This window comes from Achromobacter sp. Bel, assembly GCF_012928505.1.
Classification (GTDB): domain Bacteria; phylum Pseudomonadota; class Gammaproteobacteria; order Burkholderiales; family Burkholderiaceae_B; genus Achromobacter.
This window is the reverse complement of the sequence record NZ_JABBJN010000012.1, coordinates 95,324-107,873: the sequence shown is the minus strand read 5'-3', so window position 1 is coordinate 107,873 and position 12,550 is coordinate 95,324. Positions and strand designations below refer to the sequence as shown.

Below are 12,550 nucleotides of genomic sequence, written 5' to 3'. Positions count from 1 at the left end.
ATAAGCCCGCATTGCTCCGCAGCAGAGGCATAGACTTTGTCCAACGATTCACGCAATGCAAGACGCGAATCTTTTTGAAGTCTTCTCATCACTGACCAGGAGCATCACCATGAGCACTCGCGAAACCGAAATCCGCAATCTGCAGAAAGACTGGGCTGAAAACTCCCGCTGGCAGGGCATCAAGCGCGACTACAGCGCCGAGGATGTCATCCGCCTGCGCGGTTCGATCAGCGTGCAGCACACGCTGGCCCAGCGTGGCGCCACCCGTCTGTGGGAACAACTGCATAGCGAGCCTTTCGTGAATTCGCTGGGCGCCCTGACCGGCAACCAGGCCATGCAGCAGGTCAAGGCCGGCCTGAAGGCGATCTACCTGTCTGGCTGGCAGGTCGCCGGCGACGCCAACCTGGCCGGCGAAATGTATCCCGACCAGTCGCTGTACCCCGCCAATTCGGTGCCGCAAGTGGTCCGTCGGATCAACAACTCGCTGGCCCGTTGCGACCAGATCCAATGGATGGAAGGTAAGAACCCGGGCGACGAAGGCTACATCGACTATTTCGCCCCCATCGTGGCGGATGCCGAGGCCGGTTTTGGCGGCGTGCTGAACGCCTTCGAACTGATGAAGTCCATGATTGACGCCGGCGCGGCGGGCGTCCACTTCGAAGACCAGCTGGCGTCGGTGAAGAAGTGCGGCCACATGGGCGGCAAGGTGCTGGTGCCCACCCGCGAGGCCGTGGCCAAGCTGGTGTCGGCCCGCCTGGCGGCGGACACGATGGGCACGCCCACGCTGCTGCTGGCCCGCACCGACGCCGATGCGGCGGACCTGGTGACCAGCGACGTCGACGACAACGACCGCCCGTTCATCACCGGCGAACGCACGGTTGAAGGCTTCTTCCGCACCAAGGCCGGCATCGACCAGGCGATTTCCCGCGGCCTGGCTTATGCGCCTTACGCCGACTTGATCTGGTGCGAGACGTCCACGCCCAACCTGGAATACGCCCGCAAGTTCGCGGACGCCATCCATCGCCAATTCCCGGGCAAGCTGCTGGCGTACAACTGCTCGCCGTCGTTCAACTGGAAGAAGAACCTGGATGACGCGACGATCGCCAAGTTCCAGCGCGAGCTGGGCGCCATGGGCTACAAGTTCCAGTTCATCACGCTGGCCGGTTTCCACTCGCTGAACTACGGCATGTTCGAGCTGGCCCACGGCTACGCCCGCCGTCAGATGAGCGCGTTCGTGGAACTGCAGCAGAAGGAATTCGCCGCCGCCGAAATGGGCTTCACCGCCGTGAAGCACCAGCGCGAAGTGGGCACCGGCTACTTCGACGCCGTGACGCAGACGATCGAAGGCGGCCAGTCCTCGACCACCGCGCTGACCGGCTCGACGGAAGAGGCCCAGTTCGAACACGGCAAGGCGCAGAAGGCGGCCTGATCGCTTGAGCAGGGATTTGCAGTTGCAGTTGTAGGTGCTGTTGTAGGGTGGATTCAGGGTGCCTTCGGGCACCCTTTTTTTTCACCCCACCGGCGCACGAGTGCTACGCCGCAGCCGGTTCCGTGGCCAGCGAGGCCATGTCGATCACGAAACGGTACTTCACGTCGTTCTTCAACAGGCGTTCGTAGGCGTCGTTGACCGACTGGATCGGCACGATTTCGACATCGCTGACGATGCCGTGTTCGGCGCAGAAGTCCATCATCTCCTGCGTTTCTTCCATGCCGCCGATGGCGGAGCCCGCCAGCGATTTGCGGCCCATGATCAGGTTCGCGCCGGGGATCGGGTCCAGCGGCGTCAGCGCGCCCACCAGCGCCATGGTGCCGTTCAGGCCCAGCAGCGCCACGTAGGGGTTCACGTCGTGGCTGACGGGCACCGTGTTCAGCAGGAAATCGAACGTGCCGGCGTGCGCCGCCATGGCCTCGGGGTCGCGTGAGACCAGGACTTCATCGGCGCCCAGGCGCTTGGCGTCGCGCCCCTTGTCGGCCGAGGTCGTGATCATCACCACGTGCGCGCCGAGCGCGTGGGCGAACTTCACGCCCATGTGCCCCAGGCCGCCCAGGCCGATGACGCCGACTTTCTGGCCTGGCCCGACTTTCCAGTGGCGCAGCGGGGAATAGGTAGTGATGCCGGCGCACAGCAGCGGGGCGACGGCCTTCAGGTCCAGCGTGTCGGACACTTTCACGACGAAGTGTTCGCGCACGACGATACGGTCCGAATAGCCGCCGAAGGTCAACTGGTCGCTGCCGCGCTCGTGGTCGTTGTAGGTCAGCGTGGCGCCTTCTTCGCAGTATTGCTCCAGGTTCAGGCGGCAGGCCTTGCAGTGCAGGCAGGAATCCACCATGCAGCCGACGCCAGCGTAGTCGCCCTCCTTGAACTTGGTGACGTTCTTACCCACCTGGGCCACGCGGCCGACGATTTCGTGGCCGGGCACTATCGGATAGACGGAGTTACCCCAATCGCCGCGCGCCTGGTGCAGGTCGGAATGGCAGATGCCGCTGTAGAGGATGTCGATCAGCACGTCGTCGTCGCCGGGTTCGCGCCGGGTGAAACTGAACGGAACGAGCGGGGTATCGGTGCTGTGGGCGGCGTAGCCTCGGGCTTGGATCATGACGGTCTCGAATAAATTCTGTTGAGCAAGCGTTCACAATATTCCTGCGAACACGGGGTATCAAGCTAGAATTTCCGCATGTTTTATTCGAATAATTTGCATAATCATGTCGCCCGATAACCTGTCGCACCTGGCCTCCTTTTCCGCAGTTGCCCGTCACAGCAGCTTTCGCCGTGCTGGTGAGGAACTGGGTTTGTCGACCTCGGCGGTCAGCTATGCCATCCGCAACCTGGAAGAACGGCTGGGGGTGAACCTGTTCAACCGAACCACGCGCAGCGTGGCATTGACGGACGCCGGCCAGCGCCTGGCCGAACGCCTGCTGCCGGTGCTGAGCGACCTGGGCGACGCGCTGGAGGAAATGAACCACTTCCGCGGGGCGGCGTCCGGCACCTTGCGTATCAACACGTCGCGCGCGGCTTCCTACATGCTGCTGATGCCTTTTGCCGCGCGCTTCCTGGCGGCCTACCCGGACATCCGGCTGGATATCGGCGAAGACGACAGCTTTGTCGATATCGTCGCGTCGGGGTTCGATGCGGGCGTGCGCCTGCTGGAGGCCGTGCCGGAAGACATGGTGGCCGTGCCTATCGGCCCCAGCTTGCGCGCGGCGGTCGTGGCGTCGCCCTCCTATCTGGCCGGGCGCGACATTCCCCGCCATCCCAACGACCTGATGCGGCACGAATGCGTGCGCTACCGCTTTGCCAGCGGCCGCTACTACAAATGGGAATTCGAGAAAGACGGCGTAGCGATCGAAGTGGACGTCACGGGCCGCATCGCGCTAAGCGACGTGCACGCCGAGGTGCGCGCCGCCGTCGACGGCATCGGGATCGGCAGCGTGCCGGAACACTACGTGAACGATCTGCTGGCAACGGGCCGGCTGGTGCGGCTGCTGGAGGACTGGTGCCCGCCGATTCGAGGCTTCATGCTGTATTACCCGCGGCAGCGGCGCGTGTCGTCGGCGCTGCGCGCGTTCATCGACATGGCCAAGCTGGAAGGCGGCGCCTGAACACGGCAGCGGCTCACGCGTCTTTGGGTGCTTACGGGGGTACGGGTGCTTACGGGTGCGGACGAGCGCCTTCCAGCAAGGCCTGCACCAGCCGGTTGTCCTGGTCGGTCAGCCGGCAGACGAACGAGATCTGGCGGTAGGGCGCCTGTTTGCCCAATGACAGCACGCGTACCGGGTGCACGTTCAACAGGTTCGGGCCGGGTTCGGGCAGCACGCATACGCCCAAGCCCGCCGACACCAGCGCCGTCAGCGCCGCCAGCGACTGCATTTCGATGCGGCAGCGTGCGTGCGGCGCATGCTGCGCGACATAGCGTGCGGCCAGCCGGCCGCCGATGGTGGTCTTGTCGAAGCGGATCCATTCGTACTGCTGGAATAGATCGGCGACGCGTGTCCCGTGCGAGTCGGGGGGCGCGATCAGCACCAGCGTTTCCCGGAACAGCGGCGTCCAGGCCAGGCGGCTCGAGCCACCCGTTTCGGGCTGCGTGATGATGGCGGCGTCGATCTCGCCTTTTTTCAGCTTTTCGGTGAGTTCCGTGGCGCGTCCTCGCACCAGCCGCACGTCCAGAAGCGGATAGCGTTCCCGCAGCGTGCGCAGCAACGGCGGCAATAGCGTGACTTGCAGCGGTTCGATCGTACCCAGCCGGACGCGGCCTTCCACGGCGGGCGTGCTGCGCCGCCGCAGTTCGTCCAGCCGCGCCAGGGCCTCCTGCAGCACCGCATCCACTTCGGCCGCGAAGGCGTTGGGCCGTACCTGCAGCGCGGACCGGTCGAACAAGGGCTGGCCGAAGTACTCCTCCATCTGCTTCATCTGCAGGCTGACGGCGCTGGGCGACAGGTTCATGTCCGCCGCGCCCGCCGCGAAGCTGCCGCCGCGCAGCACGGCGTTGAGCGTACGGAAAGATTCGATCTTCATCAGAAATCCTCACGTAGTGTTTTAAGAATCCTCGCTTTATATCACCAGGCGGGCGTCCTAGTATTCGCTTCAGACAAAACGACAAGCGGCACGCAGGCGTCGGACGCCCGCCGGACCGCAACCGAGGAGACCCCCATGACGAAGTCCTTTGCCGGCCTGCGCGCCGCCTTATTGCCCGCCTTGGCCTTGACCGTGGCGCTGGGCGCGCCAGGATTGGCTGCGGCGCAGGCGGCGCCCGCCGTCCCCGCGACGATCACGATGGTCGTGCCGTTCCCGCCGGGCGGCAGCAACGACGTGTTTGCCCGCGTGCTGGCCGAAAAGCTGGGCGCGCGCCTGTCCACGACCGTCATTGTCGAAAACCGGCCCGGCGCGGGCGGCGCGATCGGGGCGGAATATGTGGCCCGCGCACCGAAGGACGGCTCCGTGCTGATGCTGTCGTCGTCCACGCTCACGACCAATGCCGCCGTGCAGACCAACCTGAAGTACGACGTCGTGCGCAGTTTCGCGCCGGTGGCGATGCTGGCGCGCAGCCCGATGGCGCTGGTCGTGGGCAAGGATTCACCCTACCAGTCCATGGCCGAGCTGCTGGCGGTGGGCCGCAAGGAGCCGGGCAAGCTGACCTACGGCAGCGCCGGCTTGGGTTCGGTCAACCAGATGGCCAGCGAAATCCTGGCCGGGGGCGAGAAGACATCGTTCACGCACGTGCCCTACAAGGGCATGTCGCATGCGCTGAACGACCTGGCCGGCGGCCGGGTCGATTTCGTGATCGGCAGCTTCGCATCCACGGCCTCGCTGCTCAAGGGCGGCAAGCTGCGCGTGCTGGCCGTGACCTCGCCCGAACGGTCGCAGTTCTATCCGGCGCTGCCCACCATCGGCGAAGGCCAGCCTGGCTATTCCGTGGAGCTGTGGTGGGGCGTGCTGGCGCCGGCGGGAACGCCCGCGCCCTTGGTGGACAAGCTGAACGCCGAGATCCGCAGCATCGTCAACGACCAGAAGATGCGCGCCATGTTCGCGGAAGAAAGCGCGGTGCCGGCTGAGCTGACCGTGCCGCAATTCGCGGAACTGGTAAAGGCCGATGCCGCCAAATGGAAGCAGGTGGCCCGCGACCGCAGCATCTCCATCCAGTAGACGACCGCTCCGCATCAACCCCTGATTCCCTGAGTGCCAAGCATGAGAAGCAAACTGTTCGTACCCGGATCGCGTCCTGAGTTGTTCGCCAAGGCGCTGGCGGGCGCCGCCGACGCCTTGTCGTTCGACCTGGAGGATGCGGTGGCGCCGTCGCGCAAGGACGAAGCACGCGGCCATCTGGCCCGCATGTTGGCCGCGCCCGAGGCCGCCGCGTCGGGCAAGACGCTGATTGTGCGCGTCAATGCGCTGGATTCGGGGCAGTTCCATGCGGACGTGCAGGCCGTGGTGCGACCGGGACTGCATCTGGTGAACCTGCCCAAGGCGGAAAGCGAGGCCGACGTCGTGGCGGCAGCCAGCGCGGTGGAACAGGCGCGTCGCGCCAACGGCGTGGATCAACCGGTTGGCTTGCTGCTGAACATCGAGTCGCCGCGGGCGCTGCGCCGGGCGGCCCGCCTGGCGGCGGCGCATCCCAGCGTGGAGGGTTTGCAGTTGGGGCTGGGCGATCTCTTCGAACCGGCGGGCATTGCCCGCCGCGAGGCCGTGGCGGTGCAGCAGGCCATGTTCGCCTTGCGCCTGGCGGCGGCCGAGGCGGGCGTGTTCGCCTACGACTCCGCCTTCGCCAATATCGAGGACGAAGCGGGTTACCGGGCCGAGGCTGAATTGGCCCGCCGCCTGGGTTACATCGGAAAAAGCTGCATCCATCCGCGCCAGGTGCCGTTGGCCAACGCGGCGTTCCGTCCCACCGATGACGAGATCGCGCACGCGGGCCGCGTGGTGCAGGCCGCGCGGGAAGCGTCGGCCCAGGGCGTGGCGGCATTCGTGGTGGACGGCCGCATGATCGATGGCCCCTTCCTGCGCCGCGCCGAGGCGATATTGCGGGCGGCCGCCGGGCTTGGGCTGGCGACGGCGCACGCGGCGGAGGCGCAATGATGACGGCAGCAACGCAATCGCCGGGCGGTCCGCTGGCGGGCGTCCGCGTGCTGGACCTGAGCGCCTACATCGCCGGGCCATATGGCTGCACGTTGTTGGCGGATCAGGGCGCGGACGTCATCAAGGTGGAACCGCCCAGCGGCGACAACCTGCGCAAGTACCCGTCCACGCTGGATGCCGAAAGCCGCGCCTTTCTTGGCGTGAACCGGGGCAAGCGCGGATTGGTGCTGGACCTGAAAAACCCGGAAGCGCTGGCTGTCCTGCACGATCTGGCGCAGCAGGCGGACGTGCTGGTGCACAATTTCCGTCCCAGCGTGCCGGCCCGCCTCGGGATCGCCTATGAGCAACTGGCCGAGATCAATCCCAGGCTGATCTACTGCGCCGTCACCGGCTATGGCGAAACCGGCCCGTTGAAGGACAAGGCCGGCTACGACCAGGTGCTGCAGACGATGACGGGCATGTGCGCGTTGCAGGGCAAGGCCGAGGGGCCGCCCGAGATCCTGTACGGATCGGTGGTGGACTACTACGCCTCATCGATGGTGGCCGCGGGCGTGGCCTCGGCGCTGTACGAGCGTGAACGCAGCGGTCGCGGCCAGTTCGTGGGCGTATCGCTGTTGCGTAGCGCGCTGGCCTTGCAGTCCGCAAGGTTGATCTGGGCCGAAGGCGAGCCGCGTGACATCGGGCGCGACATGCGCTCGGGCGGCATCACGGGCATCCATCCCACCGGCGAGGGGTATCTGTACATCTCGGCCAATACGCCGCATTTCTGGCAGGCGCTGTGCGCCAAGACCGGCTTGCCAGAGCTTGCCGCCAACGAACGTTACGATTCGGTGCGCAAACGCGCCGAACACCGTGACGAGATCGTGCCGCGCCTGCACGACGCGCTGCGCGCACGCACGGCGCTGGAATGGGAGGCCTGGTTCGGCGAAGAGGTGCCTTGCGCCGCCGCGCGCGGCGTGCAAGACATGTTCGACTTCCCGCAAGTGCAGGCCGAAAACATGGTCACGACGTTTACGCATCCGGTGGTGGGCAGCTACCGCGGGTTCGCCCAAGCCATCAAGTTCGGCCGCAGCCAGCCGGCTGCGCCCCGCGCCGCGCCCGCGTTCGGCGAGCATAGCGAGGCGGTGCTGACAGAGGCGGGGGTGTCGGCCGAGCGGATGGCGGCGTTGCGGGAACGGGGGGCGCTGGGATGAGGAGGGGTATGCCAGCAAGATGGGGGCGGCCGCAGTCCATTAGCCGGCCACCGCCGGCGCCCCGCCCAATGCCGCCAGGCAGTCTTCCAGCGGCGGGATAGTCCGCGCCAGTGCGTCGACGGCGGCGGCGTCCACTTTTGACAGCGGCGGGATTTCGGCCAGCACGCGCACGTCGCCGAAGCGTTCGATGGCTTCCTTGTTGCCCGCCGACAGCGGGCCGCTCATGACGACGCCCAGCACGGGGATGCCGCGACGCTTGAGCGCTTCCAGGCTCAGCAACGTGTGGTTGATAGTGCCCAGGCCGCTGCGCGCGGCCAGCACCACCGGCATGTCCAGGCGGGCGATCAGGTCGATCATCATGTGCGTGTCGTCAATAGGCACGTATAGGCCGCCCGCGCCTTCCACGATCAACGGGGCGTCCGTCTTCGGAGGCACGATGGTGGTCGCGTCGACCACGGTGTCTTCCAGGTTGGCGGCGGCCCAGGGGGACAGCGGCGCTTGCAGCACGTAGGCCGGCAAATGCAGGCGTTCGGGCGGCAGCCGGGCCAATTGGGCGACGGTGTCGGTGTCCCCGGGTTCTTCCGAGACGCCGGTCTGCACCGGTTTCCAATAGTCGGCGTTCCAGGCGCGCGCCAGGATGGCGGATACCAGCGTCTTGCCGATGCCGGTATCCGTGCCGGTCACGAAGACCCCGGCGGGGCGTTGCGTCGTTTTTTTCCACATACCGTAGGCCAGGTGATACGTCACCGTGGCTCCTTGTTCGTCAAATGCGGCCAGCACGCGGCGCAGCGCGGCAGGGCCGAGCGGCGGGCGGCCGGGGGCGGGCGTGGTGGCGCCGATGCCTTTCAGGCTCTTCAGGAAACTCAGGCCGTCAGGATGATTTTGTATCAGGCGTTCGCCGCGCACGCCACCGGCCAGATTGCCAATGGCCGGACGGATGGTGGCTCGCGCAGGGTAGGGTGGCGTGGCTGCCACGAGGCCGGCGGCCTGGTGCGCAGCCTGCCATTCGCCGAAGGTGCCGTCCGCCAGCGTCGCGACGGCCAGATGGCCGCCGGGCGCCAATAACGCGGCCAGCCGGCCCAGGCCGGCGTTCAGGTCCGTGAACCACTGAACGGCCAGGCTGGAGCAGATCAGGTCGTAGGGGCCGGCAAGGGACTCGGGATGTTCGCCGTCCAGCACCTGATACCTGGCCGTGCCCGGCAGCGCCGGGCCACGCTGCGCCGCGGCCAGCATCGCGGGCGAGATGTCGGTGATCGTCCAGTCGGCAGGCCCCAGCCGGCGCGCCAGCGCCTGGGTCAGCAGCCCGGTGCCGCAGCCGATCTCCAGGATGCGGGGGCGCGGGGGCAGGCGCAGCCGGGCGATGTCGCCAGCCAGCCGTTCGGCCGTGGTGCGCTGGATGGGCGCATGGTCTTCATAGCGGTGCGCGGCCGCGCCGAAACGGGCGGCGACTTGCAGGTTGCGAGGGGCTTGCGTCATGGTGCTTGCGGTCAGGCCAGGCAATCAGGCCGCCTGGGTCAGTCGGGTGATGAATCCGGCGATATGGCGCGCGCACCACGACGCGTCCGATACCGGCAGCAGATGGCCACCCTGTTCCCGCTCGTGCCGTTCGTCGCCCGCGCGGCCGCCAAACGCGGCCTGCGTCATCGGCGCCGGCACAATCGGGTCGTCCTGGCCCGCCAGGATCAGTAGCGGAACGGGCAAGGCCGCCAGCGCGTTACGCTGGTCCTCGTCGCGCAGGGCTTCCAGGTCTTGCGCCAGCGATTCCAATTGCGGTTCGCCAAACGTGGAGATGTCGCCGCAGCGCTGGCGGAAATCCTGCACGACCGCGGCGGGATCGGCCGACAGGCGCTTGGCCATGCGGTCGAGCATGCGGCGCGGCACGCCGGCGTCGAAGTCCGGCGCGGCGCCAAAGCGCGGGAAGCCGTTGATCGACACCAGGCCGAGGCAATCCGCCGGCAAGCGGCGCAACAGCCGCAGCACGCCCATCGAATGGCCGATGGCGATGACCGGGCCGTTGGTCGTCGGGAAGTGCGCCGGCCCGAAGTAGCCAGCGTCGGCGACGGCGTGCGGCCAATCGCGCAGTTCGGCGCGCAGCGGCGCCCAGACCGAGGCGTCGAAAGCCCAGCCATGGACGAACAGCAGGGTGGGGCGCGCGGGCAGGGCGCGGGCGTCCGTCATGCCAGCACCGCCGCAAAGCCGGCGATCAGCTGCGCCACGTCGGCGTCGCGGTGGGCGGCGCTGAGCGTCACGCGCAGCCGGCTGGTGCCGGCGGGCACCGTGGGCGGGCGGATCGCCACGGCCAGCAGGCCTCGCTGTTCCAGGTCGGCGGCGATCGCCAGCGCGCGGCCTTCGTCGCCCACCATGGCGGGCACAATCTGCGTGGACGAGGCGCCGGTGTCCAATCCCAGGCCCTGGAACGCGGCGCGCAGATGGTCACCGGCGGCCGCCAGCCGGGCGCGTTCGGCGTCCAGCGTGGGCACCAGGTCCAAGGCAGCGTCCATCGCGCCCAGCACGGCGGGCGGCAGCGCCGTGGTGTAGATGAATCCGGAGCACGTATTGATCAGGTAGTCGCACAGGGCGCTGGAGCCGGCCACATAGGCGCCAAAGCCGCCCAGCGCCTTGCTGAACGTGCCCATGGCCAGATCAATGCGGCCGGGCGCCAATCCGGCTAGCCCCATGCCGCCGGGGCCGAGCACGCCCGTGGCATGGGCTTCGTCCAGGTAGACGAAGGCCTGATAGCGGTCAGCCAGTTCAGCCAGCCGGACGACGTCGGTGCGGTCGCCGTCCATGCTGAACACGCTTTCGGTGACGATGAATCGGGAGGCGGGCTTAGCCGACCCTTGTTCGGCCCTGGCCGCCAGCAGGCGCTCCAGATGGTCCAGGTCGTTGTGCCGGAAGCGGATCTGCTTCACGCCGGCCGCCTGGCAGCCATGGTGCAGGCTGGCGTGGTTCAACTTGTCGGCATATAGCTCGACCTCGCCTCGGGTGGCGGCGGCGCGCAGCAGCGCGGGCAGCACCGCGGCGTTGGCCTGCCAGCCGGAGGCCAGCAGCACCGCGGCCTCGGTGCCTTTCAGGCGCGCCAGCTTGGCTTCCACCTGCTCGTGCAGGTCCAGATTGCCGCAGACCAGGCGCGAGGCCTGGGCGCCGGCGCCATGTCGCGCCGCCCATTCCCGGGCACGCTCGATCAAGAGCGGGTGCTTGGACAAGCCCAGATAGTCGTTGCTGGAAAAATTCAGCACAGGCGCGCCGTTCAGCACGATCCGGCCGGGCGGCGCCGCCGTGGCGGTGCGCAGGCGGCGTCGCACGCGGCGGGTGTCGGCGAGGGCCAACTCGGAGGAAAACAGGGAATCCAGCTTTGACATCAATCGATCCGGCAGCGGCCGGCTGCAGGGGCTGCCCGCGCCAGGCCGTAGAATGCGGGCCATTGTAGTGGAGGCGCGCGCGGCGGCTTTCAGGGGGCAATCCCCTCCCGAGCCCCGGGCCGCAACCGGTTTTTGCGGAGTCCAATCATGCACACGCCCGACTGGGTGGCCCAGGGCCAACCCCATATCTGGCTTCCCTATGCCCAAATGAAGACGGCCACGCCGCCGCTGCCGGTCGTGCGCAGCCACGGCAGCCGGCTGGAACTGGCTGACGGGCGCAGCCTGATCGACGGCGTGGCGTCCTGGTGGACGGCCTGCCATGGCTACAACCACCCCCACATCGCCCAGGCGGTGCGCGCGCAGCTGGACGCCATGCCGCATGTGATGTTCGGCGGGCTGACCCACGAACCCGCGCTGAAGCTGGCGCGCCGGCTGGCCGGCTTGCTGGGCCCGGGGCTGGACCGGGTCTTCTATACCGATTCCGGTTCGGTGGCAGTGGAAGTCGCCATGAAGATGGCCGTGCAGTACTGGCTGAACCAGGGCGAGCGCGGCCGCAGCCGGTTCCTGGCGTTTCGCGGCGGCTACCATGGCGACACGTTCGGCACCATGGCGGTGTGCGATCCGGACGAGGGCATGCACAGCCTGTTCCGCGGCATGCTGGCCGAGCACGACATCGTTGACCTGCCGCGCGACGAGGCTGCGACGGCGGCACTGGACCAATTCCTTGAGGCGCGCGGGCCGCAACTGGCCGGCATCCTGGTCGAGCCGCTGGTGCAGGGCGCGGGCGGCATGCTGCTGCATGATCCGGAAGTGCTGCGCCGCCTGCGCCGGCTGGCCGACCGCCACGGCCTGCTGCTGATCTTCGACGAGATCTTCACCGGATTCGGGCGCACGGGCACGATGTTCGCATTCGAGCAGGCCGGCATCCGGCCCGACATCATCACCCTGTCGAAGGCGCTGACGGGCGGCACGCTACCCTTGGCCGCCACGGTGGCCAGCAACCGCGTGTTCGAGGCGTTCTGGTCTGATGACCCGGCGCACGCGCTGATGCATGGCCCTACCTTCATGGGCAACGCGCTGGCTTGCGCGGCCGCCAATGCCTCATTGGACCTGTTCGAGTCCGAGCCCCGGCTGGCGCAGGCGCAACGCCTGTCAACGGCGCTGGCCGCCGGCCTGGAACCCTGTCGCGACTTGCCCTGGGTGCGCGACGTGCGCGTGCTGGGCGCCATCGGCGTGGTGGAACTGGACGGCATCGCCGACCGCGAGGCCTTGAAGCGTCGGCTGGTCCAGGCCGGCGTCTGGGTGCGCCCGTTCGGCAACGTGGTCTACCTGACGCCGGCATTGACAATCGCCGACGACGAACTGGCGATATTGATGCGCGCCGTGGTGGACGTGTTGCGCCAGCAACGGCCCTGACGCGGCCG

The 12,550-nt window shown here is 67.7% G+C and carries 11 protein-coding genes; 6 read left to right on the top strand and 5 right to left on the bottom strand.

Annotated elements, in window-relative coordinates:
- Window positions 1-109: 109 nt before the first annotated feature.
- Window positions 110-1,429 (top strand): isocitrate lyase, encoded by a 1,320-nt coding sequence (gene aceA, locus HG262_RS10435; RefSeq protein ID WP_169270949.1) that lies wholly within the window; start codon window positions 110-112, stop codon window positions 1,427-1,429.
- Window positions 1,430-1,532: 103 nt separating this feature from the next.
- On the opposite strand, the gene HG262_RS10430 is transcribed toward aceA, so the two are convergent.
- The gene (locus HG262_RS10430; RefSeq protein WP_169270948.1) at window positions 1,533-2,597 is read right to left on the bottom strand and encodes an NAD(P)-dependent alcohol dehydrogenase; all 1,065 of its coding nucleotides are present in this window, start codon (window positions 2,595-2,597) and stop codon (window positions 1,533-1,535) included.
- Window positions 2,598-2,703: 106 nt separating this feature from the next.
- Here HG262_RS10430 and HG262_RS10425 point away from each other — a divergent pair, with 106 nt between their 5' ends.
- Entirely contained in the window at window positions 2,704-3,600 is an 897-nt protein-coding gene (locus HG262_RS10425; RefSeq protein ID WP_169270947.1) for a LysR family transcriptional regulator, read from the top strand.
- 49 nt (window positions 3,601-3,649) lie between these two features.
- Here the strand turns inward: HG262_RS10425 and HG262_RS10420 are convergent, their stop codons facing one another.
- On the bottom strand, window positions 3,650-4,513 hold the full coding sequence (locus HG262_RS10420) for a LysR family transcriptional regulator (RefSeq protein ID WP_169270946.1): 864 nt from the start codon (window positions 4,511-4,513) through the stop codon (window positions 3,650-3,652).
- 135 nt (window positions 4,514-4,648) lie between these two features.
- On the opposite strand from HG262_RS10420, the gene HG262_RS10415 reads away from it, so the two are divergent.
- From HG262_RS10415 to HG262_RS10405, 3 genes are read left to right on the top strand one after another with little or no spacing between them, the layout of a single operon-like run.
- Window positions 4,649-5,641: a tripartite tricarboxylate transporter substrate binding protein gene (locus tag HG262_RS10415; protein WP_169270945.1), complete on the top strand. Its 993-nt coding sequence runs from the start codon at window positions 4,649-4,651 to the stop codon at window positions 5,639-5,641.
- Window positions 5,642-5,683: 42 nt separating this feature from the next.
- On the top strand, window positions 5,684-6,571 hold the full coding sequence (locus HG262_RS10410) for a CoA ester lyase (protein ID WP_169270944.1): 888 nt from the start codon (window positions 5,684-5,686) through the stop codon (window positions 6,569-6,571).
- The gene (locus HG262_RS10405; RefSeq protein WP_169270943.1) at window positions 6,568-7,764 is read left to right on the top strand and encodes a CoA transferase; all 1,197 of its coding nucleotides are present in this window, start codon (window positions 6,568-6,570) and stop codon (window positions 7,762-7,764) included. The genes HG262_RS10410 and HG262_RS10405 overlap by 4 nt, the downstream gene beginning before the upstream one ends.
- 39 nt (window positions 7,765-7,803) lie before the next feature.
- Here the strand turns inward: HG262_RS10405 and bioD are convergent, their stop codons facing one another.
- From bioD to HG262_RS10390, 3 genes are read right to left on the bottom strand one after another with little or no spacing between them, the layout of a single operon-like run.
- Window positions 7,804-9,240: a dethiobiotin synthase gene (gene bioD / locus HG262_RS10400; RefSeq protein WP_169270942.1), complete on the bottom strand. Its 1,437-nt coding sequence runs from the start codon at window positions 9,238-9,240 to the stop codon at window positions 7,804-7,806.
- Between the two features lie 24 nt (window positions 9,241-9,264).
- A complete protein-coding gene (locus tag HG262_RS10395; RefSeq protein ID WP_169270941.1) occupies window positions 9,265-9,942 on the bottom strand; it encodes an alpha/beta hydrolase in 678 nt (225 codons plus the stop codon).
- Window positions 9,939-11,126: an aminotransferase class I/II-fold pyridoxal phosphate-dependent enzyme gene (locus tag HG262_RS10390; RefSeq protein WP_169270940.1), complete on the bottom strand. Its 1,188-nt coding sequence runs from the start codon at window positions 11,124-11,126 to the stop codon at window positions 9,939-9,941. The genes HG262_RS10395 and HG262_RS10390 overlap by 4 nt, the downstream gene beginning before the upstream one ends.
- Before the next feature lie 147 nt (window positions 11,127-11,273).
- Between HG262_RS10390 and HG262_RS10385 the strand changes: the two genes are divergently transcribed.
- On the top strand, window positions 11,274-12,542 hold the full coding sequence (locus tag HG262_RS10385; protein ID WP_169270939.1) for an adenosylmethionine--8-amino-7-oxononanoate transaminase: 1,269 nt from the start codon (window positions 11,274-11,276) through the stop codon (window positions 12,540-12,542).
- The last annotated feature ends 8 nt before the right edge of the window (window positions 12,543-12,550 follow it).